Origin of the sequence: Streptomyces sp. NBC_01351 (assembly GCF_036237315.1) — a bacterium.
Taxonomy (GTDB): domain Bacteria; phylum Actinomycetota; class Actinomycetes; order Streptomycetales; family Streptomycetaceae; genus Streptomyces.
This window is the reverse complement of record NZ_CP108356.1, coordinates 1522469-1542616: the sequence shown is the minus strand read 5'-3', so window position 1 is coordinate 1542616 and position 20148 is coordinate 1522469. Positions and strand designations below refer to the sequence as shown.

The following is a 20148-nucleotide window of genomic DNA, read 5'->3' as shown; positions in this document are numbered from 1 at the left end:
CGGCCGCTCCGTTCACACCCAGTTGACCTCGGCCCGCTCAAGCAGCGGGTCGTCCGTCAGCTCGAACAGCGGCACCGCGTAGTTCGCGGAGCCGAACCGGCCGCCGAAGTGCAGGCCGAGCACCCGGTGGTCGGCGAGGTCGAAGACCGGGGAGCCGCTGTTGCCGCCGAGCGTGGAGCAGTCGTGCGTCATCGTGAACCCGGGCCCGCCGGTGTCCCCGTCGGGGAGGAGGGCGGTCGCCGTGCCCGGCTGGAGCCGCTTCACGTTGTAGACGTCCATGAAGATGCGGCTCATGGCCGCCGGTTCGTTGCGCCGGCCGTCCGCAGCCGGGTAGCCGACCACGTACACCGGCCGGCCCGCCAGATCCGGCGGCGCGTCGGCCGCGAGCGCGAGCGGAGCCGGCGCTTCGCCACCGGCGGCGGCTGCCGGGGAGACCCGTAGCAGCGCCATGTCCACGTCCTGGTGGATGCCGATCACCCCGGTGACCTCGAACTCGAACGAGCCGCCGCCCGTGGGCGCACCGAGCTGCTCCCCGGTGTCCACGGACGCGCCCATGCCCTGCCGGAAGGCGAAACCGTCCGCGCCGTCCGCGCGCGCGAACTCGGCGGCCACATGGCGGTTGGTCATCACGGCGAACGGCGAGACCAGGAAGCCCGTGCCCAGCCAGTCCAGCTCGTGACCGGAGACCTCCACCCGGCCGACGCGGGCGATCGACTGCCGGATGCCCGCCCGCTGCCCGTCGAGCAGCGCCCAGTCGCCGACCTGCGGGGCGAAGTCCTGGTTCTGGACGAGGATCGCCGGCCTGCCCTCGAGCAGCACGATCGCCTCGACTCCGAAGTACTCGTCCTCGTCGACGTCCCCGGCGCGGCCCGCGGCCAGCTTCTCCAGCCCGCGGACCCCCGCCCGCAACACCGTGGCCCGCTCATCCAGGGCGGCCCGGCCGATCCGTCCGGCCGCGGCCTCCCGCGCGGGCAGTTCCTCCTCGGACTCGGGTATTTCGGCGTCCAGTTGCTCGCGTACGCGCGCCGCGACCTCCAACAGGTCCTCCGTGAAGACCTGTTCGGGCCCGGTCGCCACCGGTGATCCACCGCGCATCTCACACCTCCTGGGGGCGCGCAGGGCGCCCCATCTCGGACTGGGCCGCCGCGATCTCGGCGTGGACCTGCGGGCTGTGCTCCCGCAAGTGCGCCATGATCGCGCTGAGTTGGGTGCCGACGTTCACGAAGGCCGTAGTCTTGCCCTGGAAGCTGACGTCCGAGACGCGCCGGGTGCCCCGGTGCAGGGCCACCACCGTCCAGTCGTCGGTCAGGACGGGTGAGCCGGAGGAGCCGCCCCGGGTATCGGTGAAGTAGCGCACGTCGCGTTCGTCCGCGTCGAAGGCCAGGTTGTTGCGCAGCGCGATCCGCTTCGGCTCCCCGCCCGGGTGCTGGATGATGTTGACGGCCACGGGCGTGTCCGCGGCCACCGTCAACGGCTCGGTGGCCACGCGCAGACAGGGCCGCGGCGGCGCCCCGCTCAGGCGAAGCACCGCGTAGTCGAGCTCCTCGTCCGAGGCCTCCAGCCCGCTCGCGTGCGCCTCCTCCGCATCCGCGTCGTCCTCGCTGACGTAGTCGAACCGTGAACGAGAGCCCTGCGCCTGGAGGTTGAGGTCGGCCGGGTCGGCCACCTGGCGCTCGCCGGCGGTGCGCTTGCGGGCGTTGACCACGTGGTGGTTGGTCACGAGCAGTCCGGGGGCGATCAGCCAGCCCGTACCGTTGTGCGGCAGCGCCACCGGCCGGAGTAGCGCGCCGCCCTCGTACGGCAGCACCTTGACGCGCGCCACCGAGGTCCCGGCCAGCGCGCCGCCGCTCAGGAAGCCGAAGGGCACGGTGTCGTCCCGGAAGACGATCTCCTCCTTGGTCTCCCCGGTGGGCACGTCGGGCGCTACGTCGGGCTCGCCCGCCGCGTCGCGCACCACCTCGTCCAGGGCCTTCAGGAAGACGTCCCGCGCGGCGGCGTCGGTGAGCTGGTCGGCGGCGTTACGGAGCCACACGGCCAGCGGGACGGTGCCGTCGACCAGCCGCTCCACCCGGTTCATCTCGTTCAGATCCGACTGGACCTGCGGGCCGGGCGCCGCCAGCAGCGGCAGTGAACCGCGGTACTTCGGCAGGACGCCCTCGAACAGCAGCCGCCGCAGCGCGGGGTCCGTCAGGCCCTGCTCCACCGCGGTGTCGCGCAGCCGCACGATGTCGTCCGGCGGGAGGTACGGGTCGCTCGTCATGGTGCGTCAGGCCGCACTGCGGCCGTTCCCTTCGCCTGGTTGCCGGTCCACCGGCGTGAGCACGGGTGTGGCGGCCGCCGGTTCGGGTGTGGGCGAGGCGGTGGCGGCGGGTGTGGGCGTGGGCGTGGTCGTGCCGGGTGTGCCCGCGCCCATCGCCGCGGCCACGGCCGACGCGAGTTCCCCGCTCCCGTCGTCGAGGTTCAGCAGCCGTCGCGCGAACCGGTCGAGCGTGCCGCGCCGCCTGGCCTCGCGCAGGAGGCCCGTCATCCCGGTGTGCGTACCGCTGCCCGCGCGGGCCCGATCCGGCGGGCCGACGGCGTTCTCCAGCAGCTCCAGCAGGGAGGCGCGCAGCTCCGGCCGGCGGGCCGCGGCCCGGCCGATCGCCTCCGCCAGGGTGTCCAGTACGCCTTCCTCCGTCTCGGGCAGGCCCACCACGTCCAGGGTGTGCTCCAGGACCCGCGGGTGCTCCCGGGAGACCTCGGCGGCCGCCGCCCGGACCAGTGCGGGCTGCCGGGCCAGCTGGGCGTCCGTCAGCCGCCGCAGCCGCTCCGCGAGCCTGCCCCCGACCTCCGGGTCACCGGCCTCGGAGCCGTCGGCCAGCCGGGCGCGGGCCAGCAGCGCGCCCAGCGCCTCGAAGTCCCGGCCGAGGCCCGTGGCGACCTCCTCGGCCTCCACCAGGTCGGCGCCGGCCCCATCGTGGTCGCCGTCCGACTCCGCGAGCCGCGCCGACAGCAGGAGCAGCTCCAGCTGGAGCTCGGGGAAACCCGCCCGGTCGGCGCGGTCCACGGCGGCGTCGGCGGCCTCCCGGGCCTCGGCGCGCCGGCCCAGCCGGTCCAGGGTCTCCACCCACAGGGGGTGCAGCGGGCTGCCCGGGGTCCACGGCCGGCGTTCCGCGAGCCGGGTGGCCGCCGCCACGGCGAGCTCCTGCGACAGCAGGTCCTCCACCTCGTGGGCGGCGATCCGCTCCCAGTCCTCCTGCTCGGCCTCCGCGATCACCTCGTCCGGGGTGTGGCCGCCTAGGTGCCCGGTCAGGTACGCGGCGGACCGCCCGGCCATGTCCTGGTCGGCCCCCGCGAGGAACCGTTCCACCCCGGGCAGCCAGCGGCGCTCCACCGAGCGCGGGCTCTCGTTCAGCCGCAGCCGGTGGTAGATCTCCTCGGCCCGCGCCCGGGGCCCCGCGACGGCCGCGTAGTGGGCGACCGCCCGCGTCCCGACCGCCCGCATCAGATCGGTACGGGCCCGGTCGGCCAGCCGCAGCATGATCGCCCGCAGGTCGGCGCGGTGGCGCAGCGCTCCCGGCCCGGCGTCCTCCACGAGGTCGAGCCGGGCGAGCAGCCCGAACAGCCGGTCCGCCTCCCCGTCCGGGAGCGTCCCCAGTCCGCACGGCCCGGCGAGGACCTCCCGGATCAGCTCCGGGGTGATGGTCCGCAGGGCCAGGCCGCCCTGGGCGAGCGCCCGGACCTCCCGGTCCCCGATCTTCGCCAGGATCCGTTCGTAGAGGGTCCCCTGGATGAGCAGCTGGTCGACCTTCCGGAAGAAGCGCCGCCGTCGGGCCGGCAGGCTCTCGATCAGCTCGCCCAGCGCCTCCGGCTCCGATTCCGCACCCTGCTGGACGGCCGCACGGGCGGCCAGCTTCAGGCTCAGCGGGTGCCCGCCCACGCGCGCCGCGAGCTCCGCGGCGAGCCGCTCGTCGGCGACCCCGCAGGACATCAGCAGGGCCACCGAGGCCGCCGGATCGAGGTCGCCGAGTTCCAGGGTCCGCGGCTGCACAGGGCGGGCCGGGTGCGGCGCCGGGAGCCGCCCGGACACGATGGTCCGCAGCCGCGGATGGCCCTCCTGGAGCGCGGAGTGCACGGCCCACATCCGGCCGAGCACGGGGGAGCCCCGGTACTGGGCCTCCTCGAAGGAGTCGATGACCAGGACCAGCGGCGGCTGCGCCTGCCCGGGCGGGGTCCCCACGGCCCGTACGACGAGGGCCGCCAGGCGCCGCGCCAACTCCGCCTCGCGGACGGCGGCCATGGCGTGGACCCCCGACGAGGACGGCCGTCCCATCGTGGCCCGCGTGGTGGAGAGCTCGTACAGCTCGTCCACCGCGCCCTGTTCGGCGCGGTGGGTGCCGGCGGTCTCCTCGCACTCCCGGGCCAGGGCGTTGAAGTCCTCCTGGTGGTCGGGGTACTGGATGCCCAGCTGGCGGGCCATCTCCGCGACCAGGGTGGCCGGTTCGTGGACCGAGAGGGTGGGCCGCTCGAAGTCGACGTAGGCGAAGGGGAACCGGGCGGGGGAATCGCGCAGGCTGTCCAGGAGCAGCTTCGCGAGCAGGGTGCTCTTGCCGATCCCGCCGAGCCCGTGGACCAGTACCGGCGGCACCGTGGCGCCGGGGGCGAGGTCGATGTAGGCACGCAGGTCGGCCAGTTCGGCGGCGCGCCCCTGGAAGGAGTCCCGTACGAGGCGCTCAAGCGGCTGCATCAGCCGCGCGTGCTCCAGCAGCCCCTGCACGACGGCCGGCTCGGGGACGCCGGGGATGCGGGGGGCGCCGGAGGCTCCGGAGACACCGGGGACGCCGGACACGCCAGGGCCACCGGACACGTCGGGGACACCGGACGCGTCGGGGGTGCCGGGGACACCGGGCGCGGCGGGGACACCGGACGCGTCGGGGACACCGGACGCGTCGGGGACACCGGACGTGTCGGGGACACCGGACGTGTCGGGGGTGCCGGGGACGCCGGACGCGGCGGGGACACCGGACACTTCGGGGGCGCCGGGGCCATCGGGCACACCGGGGACGCCGGCCCTGTCGGGGACACGGGACACGTCAGGGGCACCGGGGATGCCGGGGGCGCCAGGGGCACCGCCGTCCCCCGGGATCCGGTCCAGCCACAGCACCGCCCGCAGGACGTCCGGCAGTTCGTCCGCGCTCTGCCGGGACAGGTCCGGGGGAGCGCCGTCGAGGTACGCCAGCGCCGTGCGCTCGGGGCCCGGGCCGGGTGGGATCTGGTCCGCGTTGGCCAGCAGCGCGAGGCGCGCGGCCTCCGGGCCGGCCAGGCCGCGCAGGGCCGCGTCGCGGACCTCCGGCTTGAGCGTCCAGGCGAGGGTGTTGCGCGTGCCCACGGCCCGGCAGTCCTCGACCAGTTCCAGTACGCCCTTCCCGGATGGCCGTTCCTCGCCGGGCAGCCGCAGCCGCGCGGGGTCGAACCGGTCGAGCAGGCAGACGGCCTCCCGGTAGGCCCGGCGCAGGGCCGTCACCGGCGCGGGGCCCGGCGCGGAGGCCGCGGCGGAGAGCCGCTCGCACAGCCGCGCCGCGAACTCCTCGCCGGGGGCGAGCGAACGGTAGAGGCGGACCGCGTCCTCGGCGGCGGTGCAGACCTTGCGCATGTAACTGTCCGGGCCGGGGGCCGCGCCGGCCCGCAGGACGGCGGGGACGGCCGCCTCCACCAGGGCGGCGATCCCCGGCCCGTCCGGGGGAGGCCGGCCGGACGGCGGCGGGGTCTGCGCGAAGAAGGTGTCGAAGAACTGCCGCAGGTCCTCCGCCCCGGCCACCCGGGCCGTGTCCCGCACCTCGTTCTTGCCGATCTCGTAGGGGAGTTGACGCATCGTGGCGGAATAGCCGAGCAGGACGAGCCGGGGCGCGCTCTGTCTGCGGACCGGGGTGTGCTCGTAGATGGCCAGGGCGAGCTTGCCGATGCAGTCCCAGACGTCGGAGTTGACGTCGAGCTTGTCGCACTCGTCCAGGACGAGCCAGAACGTCTCCTCGGCGGCGGTGGCCCGGCTGACGATCCGGTGCACGGCCACGTCGACCGAGGGCGGTGGATCGTTCGGCCCCGTCGGATCCACGGGCGAGATACCGGTCCGCGCGTCCGCGACGAACTCGCCGAGCCGCTGGACCACCTGCTCGGCGGTCGAGGTCCGGTTCAGCGTCACCCGGACCGGACGGAACCCGCAGCGCGCGCCCACGTGCCTGATCAGGGCGTAGGTGTAGGAGCGCCCGCTGTCCGGGTCGCCGTCCACCACCAGCACCGTCTTCTCGGGATCCTCGGCGAACTCCCGCAGGCTCGCGCGCAGATCGGCCCGGTCGATGAACACCTCGGCGCCGCCCCGCAGCACGCCGGCCAGATAGTGGTCGAGTGGCGGGACGCGCGACTTCGCGGCCTCCTCCAGCCGTTCCTTGAGCCGCAGGGCCACCTCTCCGGCCGGCAGCGAGGTCAGCGAGTCCAGCCGGACCAGTGCGTCGAGCAACCGCAGCTGGGCCTCGACCCCGTCGTTGCGGACCGCTTCGACCAGCGCCACCGCGTGCTCGCTGCTCGAACCGCCGAACCGGATCTCGCCCACGAACTCCCGGGAGAAACCGAACTGGATGAGCCGGGGGCGCGGTTCACCTTCGACGAACAGGTAGTCCCGCGCCCATTCGGTGACGAGGTCCCATTCGGTATCGGTGAGCGACATACCGCACCTGCACAGCCGCGGCCGCCACAGCGGAGCGGGAAGACGGACTGCCTGATACCTGTCATGGTTTCACCGGCCCCCGCCGGTCGCAAGGCGGCCGAACAGCGCCGTCACCTGGCTGCGGACGGGCTCGCAGGCCAGGTACTGGCGGATGCCGTGGTGGTTGCCGCTGTCGTTCCTGACCAGATGGTCGGTGACGAGGGAGGGCGGTCCGTACTCGGGCCGCAGCGAGTGGTCGAGCGCCACCAGGTCCCGCAGGTCCGAGGCGTTGGACCAGGCCGCCACGCCCGCCGGTACCGCCGTGGGGTGGGCCAGCAGGTCCTGGATCTCGGTGATGCCGAGCGGGGAGCCCACCGTGACGAACAGGCTGACGTCCCGTCGCGCCTCGCGCAGCACCTCGTACGCGATGACCGAGCCGAGGCTGTGCCCGACCACGACGAGCGGCCCCGCGCCCACCTCCGCCAGCTCGCCGCGCACGACGTCCCGCATCGCCTCGCCCACTCCGCCGAAGAAGTACGCGTGGACGTCCTTGAAGGTGAGCCCCACCAGCAGCTCGAAGACCGGGGTGCGCAGGAAGCCCGGGAGCGGCAGCGCCTCGCGCAGGTCCGCGGAGGCCGGGCCGGAGATGGCGTCCGGGGAGCGGCCGAGGGTCTCCGCGGAGTACGTCATCTTCGCCAGCCACCCGGCCAGCCGCTCCTCGCCGGTCTCCGCCGACCGGCCCTCCGCCGACCGGCCCTCCGCCGACCGGCCCTCCGCCGACCGGTCCTCCGCCGACCGGTCCTCCACAGACCGGCCCCCGGCCGCCGGGCCCTCCGGCAGCGGCCCGGATTCGAGGCGCGCCTCGGCGAGCGTGACCTCGATGAACTCCTCGGGGGTCCGCGCCGCCCCCAGGTCCGGCAGCTCCTCCAGCGGCACCGGGCCGCCGGCCAGGGGGTCCGGCTCGTCGTCGGGCAGCGGGTCCCCGTACCGCAGCGGGGCCCAGTAGGCCATGCGCGAGGCGGTCCCCATGTCCGTGCCGAACAGTGCCCTGTCCCACTGGGACTTGAGGAGCTCCTTGCGGGCCTTGTTCCCGTTGCCGTGGACGTAGACGATCGTGGCGTCGGTCATGACAAGGGGATACCGCGCCCGGCCCCTCCCTCACGGTGCGCCGCGCCGGGCCACCCGAACAGCGGCCGGCCGTGACAAGGGTCCTCGGACGCAGAGCCGCGCGCTCACGCCTCGGATAGGGTGAATCGGTAGGAATCAGGCCCCCCGGGGTGAGGTCGGTGCATTGGACACGTACCAGTCGACGAGCGAGGTGCCGGACCAGCCGGTGGCGGCTGTCGGGTACGCAGGCGTGCTCCGGGAGCTGCTGCCGATCGCCCTGTGGCGGGAGGACGCCGACGGACGGGTCGTGGAGTGGTCCCTGGCCGCCCAGGACCTGCTCGGCCACCGCCCCGAGGACATCATCGGCCGCGTCGGCACCACCGTCCTCGTCCCCGAGGCCAACCACGAGCTCGCCGGGCAGCTGACCCGGCGCGTCCAGGCCGGCGAGACGGTCATCGGCACCCTGCCCGTGCGCCACCGCGACGGACACCGCGTCCCCATGGAGATGTGGATCGTCCCGGCCGCCGACCCGCAGGGGCGTACGGGGGCCATGCTCGTCGCCGTGGAGACCTCCGAGGTCCTCCACATGCGCGACTCGCTCGCCGCCCTCCAGAGCCTCTTCACCCAGTCGCCCATCGGCCTCGCCACCCTGGGCCCCGACCTGCGCTTCCTCCGGGTCAACGACGCCCTCGCCCGGATGAACGGCGTCCCCGCCGCCGAGCACCTCGGCAAACGCCTCACCGAGGTGGTACCCGGGGTCAACGCCACCGCGCTGGAGGCGACCATGCGACAGGTCCTCGACCGGGGCAAGGCCGTCGTCGACGTACGCCGCACCGGGCGGACCCCCGCCGACCCCGACCACGACCGCACCTGGTCCTGCTCCTACGCCCCGCTGCTCGACGGCTCCGGGCGGCGCCTCGGCCTGATCGCCTCCCTCATCGACATCACCGAGGGTCAGCGCGCCCAGGCCGCCGCCGACCGGGCCCGGCACCGCTTCGCCCTGCTCGCCGAGGCCGGCACCCGCATCGGTACCACCCTGGACCTGCACCAGACCGCCCAGGAGATCGCGGAGGTCCTGGCACCGCAGCTCGCCGACTCGGCCGACGTCCAGCTGCTGGAGGCCGTACTCGACCCCGACGACACCGCCGCCGCCGGTTCCGCCCGGGGCGTCCTGCGCCGCCTCGCCGCCGTCTTCCCCGACCCGGACGCGCCCACCGCGAAGCTGGCGGCCGGGCAGACCTTCCAGCTGCCCGTGGGCAGCGTGTACGAGCAGGTCATCAGCGACGGCCGGCCCATGGACCTGTACGTCTCCGACATCCCCGCGCTGATCACCGACCCGCGCGCGGACGCCCTGCGCGACTACCTGGCCACCCTCGGCGCGGCCCGGATGGTCCCGCTGGTAGCCCGCGGCAAGGTGCTCGGCGCCGTCGCCGTGACCCGGCTGCGCGCCCGAGGGCCCTTCGAAGAGGAGGACTGCGTCCTCATCGACGAGCTGGTCGCGCGCGCCGCCCTCAACATCGACAACGCCCGCATGTTCACAGCCCAGCGCCGGGCCGCCCTCACCCTCCAGCGCAGCCTCACCAACAGCGCGCTGCCCGAGGTCGCGGGCCTCGAACTCACCGGGCGCTACCTGCCCGCCAGCGACCACGACGTCGGCGGGGACTGGTTCGACGCCATCCAGCTCCCCGGCGGCCGCACCGGGCTGGTCATCGGCGACGTCATGGGCCACGGCATCCACGCCGCCGCCGTGATGGGCCAGCTGCGCACGGCCGTACGGACCCTCGCGCGCCACGACGTGCCCCCGGACCTGTTGCTCCGCTCGCTGGACGCCGTCGTGGCCGACCTGGGCGAGGACGAGATGGCCACCTGCGTCTACGCCGTCCACGACCCGGCCACGGGCAGCTGCGTCATCGCCCGCGCCGGCCACCCGCCGCCGGCCGTCGTCGCCGCGGACGGCACCATCACCTTCCTCGACGGCCCGCCCGGCACTCCCCTTGGCACCGGCACGGGCTCCGGGCCCGGCTGCGGTTCGGGAGACGGCCAGGACTTCCGCACCGAGGAGGTGCGGTTGCCCCCGGGGAGCCTGCTCGTGCTCTACACCGACGGGCTCATCGAGGCCCGCGACCGGGACCTCGACGAGGGAATGCGGCAGCTCGCGCGGGCCCTGCGCGGCTCCGACCGGCCGCTGGAGGAACTCTGCGACGGGATCCTCGCGAGCCTGCTGCCGGTGGCTCCGCAGGACGACGTGGCGGTACTGCTGGCCCGCACCCGACCGGTCTGACGGCGCTGCGTCGCCGCGTCACGTCACCGGCCTGCGTCACTGCGCCGCGTCACCGGCCTGTGGCACCGAGCCGCGTCCCGGCCTGCATCACTGCCCCGCGTCACCGGCCCGCGTCGCCGCCCCCGTCACCAGGCCAGGTCCTCCAGCGCGTCCAGGTCCAGCGGCGCCGCCGGGAGCGGCTCCTTGCCCCCGGTCAGCGGCAGCTCCGCCCAGATCACCTTGCCCCGGTCGGTGTAGCGGGTGCCCCACCTGTCGGCGTACTGCGCGACGAGGAACAGCCCGCGCCCGCCCTCGTCGGTGGTGGCCGCGTACCGCAGGTGCGGTGAGGTGCTGCTGCCGTCGGACACCTCGCAGATCAGGCTGCGGTCGCGCAGCAGGCGCACCCGCACGGGCGCGCTCCCGTACCGGATCGCATTGGTGATCAGCTCGCTGAGGATCAGCTCGGTGGTGAAGGAGAGGTCCTCCAGGCCCCAGGCCGCGAGCTGCGCCGCGCCCGCGTTGCGCACCCGGGAGACGGCCGAGGCCTCGCCCGGCACCTCCCATTCGGCGATCCGGTCCGCTTCCAGCCGCCGGGCGTCCGCGATCAGCAGGGCGATGTCGTCGCTCGGCACCGGGAAGAGCATCGCGGCCAGGACGTCGGAGCAGGCCTGGTCGGGGCTCCGGCCGGGCCGGGAGAGGGTCTCGCCCAGCAATCGCAGGCCGGTGTCGAAGTCCCGGTCGCGGTCCTCCACGAGGCCGTCGGTGAACAGCACGAGCCGGCTCCCCTCGGGCAGCCGGAGTTCGGTGGTCTCGAAGGGCATGCCGCCGACGCCGAGCGGCAGCCCGGTCGGCAGCTCGGGGAACTCCACCTGCCCGTCGGGGCCGACCAGTGCGGGCCCGGGGTGCCCGGCGCTGGCCATCACGCACCGGCCGGACACCGGGTCGTAGACCGCGTACAGACAGGTCGCGCCGGTGACCCCGGCCGGCTCGCCGATCCCCTCCCCGTTCCCGTCCCCGTCTCCGGACCGGTCGGCACCGCCGCCGTTGTCGATCTGGTCGATCCGGTTGATCAGCTCGTCGAGGTGGCCGAGCAGCTCGTCGGGCGGGAGGTCCAGGGTGGAGAAGTTGTGCACGGCGGTCCGCAGCCGCCCCATGGTCGCCGCCGCGTGCACGCCGTGCCCGACGACGTCGCCGACCACCAGGGCCACCCGGGCCCCGGGCAGCGGGATCACGTCGAACCAGTCCCCGCCCACCCCCGCCTTCGCGGGCAGGTAGCGGAAGGCCACGTCCACGGCGCTCTGGTCGGGCAGCACCCGGGGCAGCAGGCTGCGCTGGAGCGTGACGGCCGTCGCGTGCTCGCGGGTGAAGCGGCGGGCGTTGTCGATGGAGACGGCCGCGCGCGCCGCCAGCTCCTCGGCGAAGGACAGGTCCTCCTCGTCGAAGGCCTCCGGGGTGTCGGCCGCCCGCCAGAAGTTCGCCATGCCCAGTACGACGCCACGCGCTTGCAGCGGTACGGAGATCAGCGAGTGCAGCCCGTAGTCCAGGGCCACCCGGGTCCCGGCCGTGTCATCGGCCCGCCAGCCCATCGCGGCGTGCAGATCGGCCGCGAGCACCGCGTGCCCGGCGTCCAGCGCGGCGGCCATCGGAGCCGTCGGCACGACGAAGCGGATGATGTCGCCGACCGGCTGGAGCGGGGAGTCGGCGCGCACCCCGGTGATGGCCGCCCGGCGCATCTCCGTGTACAGGCCCGTGGCCAGGGCGGGCTCGTCACCGCGCAGCACCGGCTCCAGCAGCTCCACCGTCACGAAGTCCGCGAAGCGGGGGACGGCGACCTCCGACAGTTCCTCGGCGGTGCGCACCACGTCCAGGGTGGTACCGATCCGCACCCCCGCGTCGTACAGCAGCTGGAGCCTGCTGCGGGCCACCTCGGCCCGCCCGGAGAGCGCGGCGAGCTCCGTGGAGTCGCGCAGGGTCATGACGGTGCCGGAGGGCTCTCCGGCGAACGGCTTGGTGGGCCGTACGTTCACGGCGAGGAGCAGGTCGCCCGCCCGGTGCACCTCGTCCGTCGCGACCCGGCCGGAGGCCAGCAGCTCGACGGTGTGCGGGTCGAGGCCGAGGTCGCCGACGTGCCGCCCCTCGGCGTCGGGCGCCAGGTCCAGGAGGCGGCGGGCCTCGTCGTTGGCGAGGGCGAGCCGGTGGTCGGCGCCGATGATCAGCACGCCCTCGCGGACGGCGTGCAGAACGGCCTCGTGGTGCTCGTTCATCCGGGTCATCTCGGCCGCGCCCAGCCCGCGGGTCTGGCGCCGCAGCCGCCGGCTGACCAGGGCGGCGCCGCCCGTACCGAGCAGCAGGGCGCAGGCCGCCGCGCCGAGGAGCAGCGGCAGCTGGTCTTCGACCACGTCGGACACGTTCTCCACGTCTATGCCGGTGCCCACCAGCCCGACCACGGCCCCGCTCGCGTCCCGGACGGGGACGACGGCGCGGACGGCGTCGCTGGGCTCGCCCCTGAAGATCTCGGTGAAGGACTTCCCGCTGGCGGCGCGCGCGAGGTCACCGACGGCGCGCTGCCCGATCAGCTCGGGGCGGGAGTCGGTGTAGCGGATCCCGTCGGTGGTCATGACCGCGATGAAGTCCACGCCCGAGGCCACGCGGGCGGCATCGGCCAGCGGCTGGAGCTCGGCGGTCGGATCGGCCGACTTCAGGGCCGTCGGCAGACCGGGGGCGTGCGCGAAGGCCTCGGCCGCGGCGAGGGAGCGGTCGCGGGCGCCCCGCTCGCTGGCGTACCGGGCCTGCACCACCAGGGCCACCGAGGCCGCGGTGATCAGCAGCAGCACGATCACCGCCTGGAGGGCGAAGACCTGGCCGGCGACGCTGTGCGACCACCGGGACAAGCGCGCGAACGGGCGCGAGCCCCACCCGGTCGGCTGGCGACCAAAACGTCCGGTCATGAGCCCTTTCTAACACTGTCCAGGGTGTTTGGAGAGGCCGCTGCGTCGACGGAGGCGTCACGGGGGCCGCGCGCTGCCCCCGGGGCTCCGCCCCGCGCCTGGCGGCAGGCATCAGCCGAATCCAGCCCGTCCGGCGTTTGAGGAGTGGGGGTCCCCCCCGGACGGAGTCTGGGGGAGGGTCTGCGGCGGAGCCCCAGGGGCCGCGCAGCGGCACTTTCAGCCCGGCCCCGGCCCCGGCCCCGGCCCCGCCCCGGTACGGGAACGGCCGAGGCCCGGCTCCCCCGAAGCGGGGGGCCGGGCCTCGGCCGAGAGGTGCGCGGGGTCAGAGAACGTCGGCGGCGATGGTGGCCGCGACCCGCTCCAGCAGGGGACCCGCGTTCGGGATGGACTTCGCCGGGTCCGGCTCCAGGTCCGTCAGCGGGTACGCCCGCTGGATCCCGGCCGCCTCCAGGGCCTCCTGGCCCAGCAGCAGGCGCCCGCAGACCGCCACCACCGGCTTGCCCGCGGCACGCGCCGCGGCCGCGACACCGGCCGGGGCCTTGCCGTGCAGGGTCTGCTCGTCGAGCGAGCCCTCACCCGTGATGACCAGCGTGGCCCGCTCCAGCGCCGGGGCGAAGCCCAGCACCTCCAGCATCAGCTCGATGCCGGGGCGGAACGTCGCGCCGAGGAGCAGCGCCCCGTAGCCGATGCCGCCCGCGCCGCCCGCACCCGGGAGCACCGCGCACTCGGCGGCCTTCGCGCCGATCGACTTCTCCAGCACCACCGCGAAGTGGGCCAGGGCCGCGTCGAGCGTCGCCACGTCCTGCGGCGTCGCGCCCTTCTGCGGGCCGTAGACCGCCGCGCAGCCCTTCGGGCCGGTCAGCGGGTTGTCCACGTCGCTGGCCAGGACGAAGTCGACCTCCGCGAAGCGCGGGTCGATGCCCGACAGGTCGGCCGAGGCCAGCCCGGCCAGCGCGCCGCCGCCCGGACCGACGGGTTCGCCGTTCGCATCCAGGAACACCGCGCCCAGCGCCGCCAGCATGCCGGCGCCGCCGTCGGTGGTGGCGCTGCCGCCCACGCCGAAGACGATCGAGCGCGCGCCCGCGTCCAGCGCTGCCTTCAGCACCTCGCCCGAGCCGTACGTGGTGGCCGTCAGCGGGGCGAAGGTGCCCGCCGGCAGCAGCTGGAGCCCGGAGGCCTCCGCCATCTCGACCACGGCCGTGCCCTCGCGCAGTGCGAAAGCGGCCGTGACCTGGTCACCGAGGGGCCCGGTGACCCGTACCTCCCGGCGTTCGAACCCGGCCGCCACCGCGGCCGCGACCGTACCGTCGCCGCCGTCCGCGACGGGGAGGGTCTCGATCTCCACGTCCGGGACGGCCTTGCGAAGGCCGGCCGTCACCCGCTCCGCGACCTGAACGGCCGTGAGCGAGCCCTTGAATTTGTCCGCGGCGATGAGCACGCGCGCGGTCTCAGTTACTGCTCCGTCCGTCACCTTGCTATTCCCTTGCTATCGAACAGTGCAGTCGCGCCGCCATGAGCTTATCCGGAGGATCCTCCTATGCCCATGAGTGGCCTGGGACACACACGGCGTGCCATGCCCCTAAATACGGATATACGCCTGCATAGTGTGGCCGCATGAGCTCGGATTCACTGGAACAGTCACGTCCGGATAGCCCAGGCGGAGGCTCCGAGGGACCCGTCGACGGCACGCCCGACCGTCAGGTCGTCACCATCGGGGTGATCGCCGTGCTGGCCGTCGTCGCGTGGGCCGCCCTCGGCAAGGGGTCCTTCGACACGGCGTCGAGCACCGCCCTGGCCTGGGTGCTGGACAACTTCGCCTGGCTGTTCGTGATCGCCGCCGACATCTTCCTGGTCATGTGCGTCGTGCTCGCGATCAGCCGTTTCGGCCGGATCCGCCTCGGCCGGGACGATTCCGAGCCCGAGTTCACCAACCTCGCGTGGATCGCGATGATGTTCAGCGCCGGCATGGGCATCGGTTTGATGTTCTACGGCGTGGGGGAGCCGCTCACCCACTACCTGAACCCGCCCCCGGCCTCCGGGGCCGCCCCCGGCACGGGCGAAGCCGCCCTCGCGGCCATGGAGTACTCCTTCTTCCACTGGACGCTCACGCCGTGGGCGATCTACGGCATCGCCGGCCTCGCCCTCGCCTACGCGACCTTCCGCAAGGGCCGCGGCAACCGCCTCAGTTCCGCCTTCGTGCCCCTGATGGGCGAGGAGCGGGCGAACGGCTGGGCGGGCAAGGCCATCGACCTGCTCGCCGTCTTCGCCACCGTTTTCGGCACCGCCACCAGCCTCGGGCTCGGCGCGCTCCAGGTCTCCAAGGGCCTCAACATCACCACGGGGATCGAGGACTCGACCTCCGTCGAGCTGATCATCATCATCTCCCTCTCGGCGGCGTTCGTCCTCTCCGCCTTCTCCGGCCTGCACAAGGGGGTGAAGTGGCTGAGCACCATCAACATCGTGCTCGCCGCCACCCTCATGCTCTTCGTCTTCCTCCTCGGCCCCACCGTCTACGTCCTCGACGTGATCCCCTCCAGCGTCGGCGGCTACCTGCACGAGCTGCTGCCCATGGCCAGCCGTACCGGGGCCTTCACCGACTCCAAGTGGCTCGGCGCGTGGACGATCTTCTACTGGGCCTGGTGGCTCTCCTGGGCGCCCTTCGTCGGCACCTTCATCGCCCGCATCTCGCGCGGCCGGACCATCCGCGAGTTCCTCGTCGGCGTGCTGCTCGTCCCCAGCGGGGCCACCGTCATCTGGTTCTGCGTGATGGGCGGGACCGCCATCCGCCTCGACTCCACGGGCGCCGTCGACTTCGCCGCCAAGATCAAGGACGGTACGGAGGCCTCGCTCTTCGCGATGCTCGACGCGCTCCCGCTCGGCACCGTCACCTCGTGGGTGGCGATGCTCCTGGTCATGACCTATTTCGTCACCAGCGCCGACTCGGCCTCCCTGGTGATGGGCTCACTGACCAGCCGGGGGTCCCTCCACCCGCCCACCTGGCTGGTCGTCACCTGGGGCGTGCTGATGGCCGCCGTCGCCGCGGTCCTGCTCGTCGCGGGCGGCCTGAAGTCCCTGCAGACGGCCACCATCCTGGTCGCGCTGCCGTTCGTCGTCGTGATGCTGGTGCTCTGCTGGGCGCTGGTGAAGGAGTTGCGCGAGGACCCCGGCGCCGGACCCGCCCGCCACCACGCCCTGCACGGGATGCGGGACGCGGTCAAGGCCATGGTCGGCGACGCCATCACCGAGCAGGGCCAGGTCCGGCACCCGAGGCTGCGGCGGGTCGCCGAGTCCAAGGGCCGAGACCGCGAGGACGGCCAGGGCCCGGGCTCCCCGGGGGCGTGAAGCACCAGGGCCCCTGCGGATCCCCTGTTCGGGGGCCCGCAGGGGCCGTGGTGCGTCACGCCGCGTCAGGACAGCTCGTACACCGCCGTCGTGCGGGTCTCGTACACCTTCTTCGCGAGCTCGCCCAGCAGCGGCGACTCGGCGCCCGACGGGCGGTGCACGACCACGTAGCGGACGTGGTACCGGTCGTGGAGCCGGCTCAGGATCTCGGCCGTCGGCCGGTAGACGGCGTCCTCGTTGAGCTTGAACAGCTCCTGGTCCCAGAAGGGGCCGTAGTACGCCGTCCCGCCCCCCGCCAGTGCCATGGTCCGCGGCGCGTACGCCCAGCCCTCGATCAGCACCGACCGTTCCGAGTAGCCGCTGAGCCACCACGAGCGCGTGTTGCCGTCGCACTTCGCGAGGGGAGCGTTCGGGTCCTCGCGCTCCTGCCAGCAGTGGCTGTTGGTGACCAGCACGTCCGACGGGTCGCTGTGCGCGCGGATCCAGCGCGCCGCCTCCACCTGCGAGCCGGGCATCACCCAGGAGTACGACCACACGGATTCCCGGGACTGCAGGACGTCGTGGAAGAGCCCGGGGGTGCCCGCCGTGAGGGCGGCGGTCAGCAGGACGATCCCGCCGCGACCGCGCAGCGCCGGCCACACCCGGCCGCCGAGCCGCCACAGGACCGCGCCGACGAGGGCCGCCAGGGCCAGCGCGGCGGCCGCGGCGAGGGCGGGCAGCAGCACGGAGTAGGAGGTGCCGCCGCTCTGGTCCCCGGCGAGCCGCATCACGTACGCCGACCAGCGGCCGGAGTAGCGGTGGATCGCGAAGGTGAGCAGCGCCGAGAGGACGAGCGCGCCGACGGCGAGCGCGGCCTTGGCCCGCGGGCCCAGCCGGGCGCGTTCGAACGTCTCGCAGAAGCCCCACGCCGAGAGCACGGCCCCGAAGGGCAGCGCGGCGAGGGTGAAGTAGCTGGTGTTGAAACCGTTGACGAGCAGGTAGGCACACGGGCCCGCCACGGCGGCACCGAGCAGGAACCACTGGACCGGCTCCAGTGCGAAGCGCCGCCGGGCGATCAGCGGGATCATGCCGAGCAGCTTCAGCTGGTGGTTCAGCACGAAGGCGGCCAGGGTGGCCGTGACCACCAGGGCCTGGAACGCCGGCGAGCGCAGCTGCTGCGGGTCCGCCCAGTAGTGCTTGACGTTGCCGAACGGGATGACCTGGAGGCCGTAGCTCTCGAAGTGGAAGATGACCGCTGTCGCGAAGAGCTGGGAAGCCCCGATGACCGCGCCCAGCGCGACCACGTTCCACGGGATGCGGCGGGTCGAGATCAGCAGTACGAGGCCGACCAGGGCGAGCCCGGCGAGGGTGACGGGCAGGGTGCTCGCCTTGGCGGCGCTGGAGGCCAGCGCGAACAGCGCGACGAGGACGTACACCCGGCGGCCGAACAGCGGCGCGGGGTCACCGCTCTCACCGCTCTCGGCGGCCCCGTCGCCCCGGCGGCTCCTGCGCAGCGCCTCCCCGACGACCCCCATCAGGGCGATGAGCAGCGGGAAGCTGTACGCCTGGGAGAGGCTCGCCCAGGACATCAGACGGACGGCGTGCGCACCGAAGGTCCAGCTGTCGACCGGGTTGGGGTAGACGGCGGTGAACTCGGACACCGCGAAGACCAGCAGCGCGGCCAGCGGCCCGGCCCAGACCCGCCCGGTGAGCCGCCGGGCCACCACGGCGGTGATCACCAGGCCGAGCGCGGTCAGCGCCGGGACCATGAGCCTGGACTGGATCACCGCGAGGTCGATGTGCCCGACCAGGTCGGTCATCGCCATGTGGGCGAAGGTGAACCAGTGGTAGTAGAGGGGCTCGCCCGCGGCCTGCGGGAAGGTCAGCGGGACGTTGTGCTTCGCGTTCCCGGCGAGCGACAGCAGGTACGGCAGGTCGTTGGAGAGCCGGCTGCCCTCCTTGTCCGGCAGCACCGGATACAGGGACAGGCAGACCTGGTGGAAGTAGACGCTGCTGAGCATCACCGCCCCGGAGAGCGACCAGGACCAGCCCAGGGACGGCCTGGAGTAGCCGGTGGGCCGCCAGTGGCGCCGCAGCCGCGGCACGGCCGCGAAGGGGATCACCACGGCGAGCGGCCACGCGACGGCGACCGACTGGGCGCCGATCCCGACGAAGACCGCCCAGGCGACCAGCTCCAGGGCGAGGCCGGTGAGCGCGCCGAACGCGAGGTCCTCGACCAGGGTGTGCGGCCGCCGGCGAAGCGTCCGGAAGACCAGGGTGCCGGGGAGCAGGACGCCCCAGAGCGCGTAGAAGGTGTACCGCGCGACGTCGCCGACCGGCGTGTCGGTGGCGAGCAGCAGGGAGACCAGCAGGAGGTAGGCGGCGAGCGCCGGCAGGAACCGCCAGAAGGCGTGCGGCCCGGGCCGGCCGGACGTGCCGGACGGGGACGGTCCGGCCAGCGGCCGCGCCCGGAGTTCCGACCGCTCGGGCGCGGCGCTGTCGGTTGTACCCATACGTCTTCTTCTTTCCTACCTGCTGTGCGTCGGCGGCTCCGGTCGTGGGCGGCCGGGGTCAGGCCGCGTGCTCGGGGATCCGCTCGCCGCGCGCGGGGACGTCCCCGTCGGCGGAGTCGTAGCCGACGAAGTAGGCGGGCCTGGCCTGGACGGCGGAGTAGATCCGTCCTATGTACTCGCCGAGCAGGCCCACGCACACGAGCTGGACGCCGCCGAGGAAGACCATGCCGATGAACAGCGAGGCCCAGCCGGGGACGGTCGCGCCGAGGGCGTACTGGACGGTGGTGTAGATGCCCAGGCCGAAGCAGATGAGGAAGCTCATCAGGCCGAGATAGGTGGCGAGGCGCAGCGGGCCGGCGGAGAAGTTGGTGATGCTGTCGAGGGCGAGGCGGACCATCTTGGACAGCGGGTAGTGGGTGCTTCCGGCGACCCGCTCCTCGCGGACGTAGACGACCTCGCCGCTGCTGAAGCCGAGCCACGGCACGAGCAGCCGGTAGACGGGCTGGTGCTCGGGCAGGGACTTCAGGGCGTCGACGGCGGCCCGGCTGAGGAGGCGGAAGTCGCCGGCCTGGTTGGGCATGTTCTTGCCGACGAGCTTGCGCATCAGCCAGTAGTAGGCGCCGGCGGTGCGGCGCTTGAAGAAGGTGTCGGTGCCGCGGTCGCCGCGGACGCCGTAGACGATGTCCAGGTCCTTCTCGCGCGCCAGCGCGTACATCTCCGTGATCTTCTCCGGCGGGTCCTGGAGGTCGGCGTCGATGCTGACGACGTAGTCGCCGAGGGCGCGGTGGATGCCCGCGGTCAGGGCCGCCTGGTGTCCGGAGTTGCGGGCGAAGCGCACGATGCGGAGCTCGGGCCATTCCTGGCGGATCTTCTGCATGATCACCGGGGTGGCGTCCGTGGAACCGTCGTCGATGCCGACGACCTCGTAGCTGACGCCCATCCCGTCCAGGATCGGACGCAGGCGGGCCACCGTGAGCGGCAGCGCTTCCTGCTCGTTGTAGATCGGTATGACTACCGAAAGTACGGGAACCGGCTGGGTGGCCTCGTCGCGTGCCGGGGCTGCTGCGTCATGCATGACTGTTCGCTTGTCTTCAATCTCGGAGAGCGGAAGACCGCCGGCGGTCGCGCCGACGATCCGAACGGCCGGGCACGGCCGATCGAACGGGTGCCGCCGGGCCGGGAGACGACCCACCGGCCGCAGGCTCCCCCGCCGAGGTGGAGGTGGAAACGATGCAGCCCGGGCGAGCGGTCACAGTATCAGTTCGAACAATCATCATCTGAAACGGTCGGTGTCGACCCCGCTCGAACGGGACCGGCCCC

10 protein-coding genes are annotated in these 20148 nt (G+C 73.7%); 2 read left to right on the top strand and 8 right to left on the bottom strand.

Translation table 11 applies throughout. The annotated features are described in order from the left end of the window. Positions 1-12: 12 nt before the first annotated feature. The 4 genes from OG625_RS07155 to OG625_RS07140 form a co-directional block, all read right to left on the bottom strand. On the bottom strand, positions 13-1095 hold the full coding sequence (locus tag OG625_RS07155) for a trypsin-like serine peptidase (RefSeq protein ID WP_329377438.1): 1083 nt from the start codon (positions 1093-1095) through the stop codon (positions 13-15). Position 1096: 1 nt separating this feature from the next. Then, entirely contained in the window at positions 1097-2260 is a 1164-nt protein-coding gene (locus tag OG625_RS07150) for a trypsin-like peptidase domain-containing protein (protein WP_329377436.1), read from the bottom strand. Between the two features lie 6 nt (positions 2261-2266). Next, positions 2267-6700, bottom strand: a complete 4434-nt coding sequence (locus tag OG625_RS07145) for an AAA family ATPase (RefSeq protein WP_329377434.1) — start codon at positions 6698-6700, stop codon at positions 2267-2269. Between the two features lie 69 nt (positions 6701-6769). Then, complete coding sequence (locus tag OG625_RS07140; RefSeq protein WP_329377432.1) at positions 6770-7807, bottom strand: hypothetical protein; 1038 nt, start codon at positions 7805-7807, stop codon at positions 6770-6772. 163 nt (positions 7808-7970) lie between these two features. Here OG625_RS07140 and OG625_RS07135 point away from each other — a divergent pair, with 163 nt between their 5' ends. Then, positions 7971-10067 carry a SpoIIE family protein phosphatase gene (locus OG625_RS07135; RefSeq protein ID WP_329377430.1) on the top strand — a complete coding sequence of 699 codons (2097 nt, stop codon included), beginning with the start codon at positions 7971-7973 and terminating at the stop codon, positions 10065-10067. Positions 10068-10192: 125 nt separating this feature from the next. Here OG625_RS07135 and OG625_RS07130 read toward each other — a convergent pair whose 3' ends face one another. Together OG625_RS07130 and OG625_RS07125 are read right to left on the bottom strand one after the other, a co-directional pair. Beyond that, positions 10193-12994: a SpoIIE family protein phosphatase gene (locus OG625_RS07130; RefSeq protein ID WP_329377428.1), complete on the bottom strand. Its 2802-nt coding sequence runs from the start codon at positions 12992-12994 to the stop codon at positions 10193-10195. Between the two features lie 322 nt (positions 12995-13316). Continuing rightward, positions 13317-14465: a glycerate kinase gene (locus OG625_RS07125; RefSeq protein WP_329377426.1), complete on the bottom strand. Its 1149-nt coding sequence runs from the start codon at positions 14463-14465 to the stop codon at positions 13317-13319. 143 nt (positions 14466-14608) lie between these two features. Between OG625_RS07125 and OG625_RS07120 the strand changes: the two genes are divergently transcribed. Then, entirely contained in the window at positions 14609-16336 is a 1728-nt protein-coding gene (locus OG625_RS07120; RefSeq protein ID WP_329377424.1) for a BCCT family transporter, read from the top strand. A gap of 65 nt (positions 16337-16401) precedes the next feature. On the opposite strand, the gene OG625_RS07115 is transcribed toward OG625_RS07120, so the two are convergent. Further along, positions 16402-18828, bottom strand: coding sequence for a hypothetical protein (locus OG625_RS07115; protein ID WP_329377422.1), 2427 nt, complete (start codon positions 18826-18828; stop codon positions 16402-16404). 58 nt (positions 18829-18886) lie between these two features. Next, positions 18887-19903, bottom strand: a complete 1017-nt coding sequence (locus OG625_RS07110) for a glycosyltransferase family 2 protein (protein WP_329377420.1) — start codon at positions 19901-19903, stop codon at positions 18887-18889. Positions 19904-20148 lie beyond the last annotated feature (245 nt).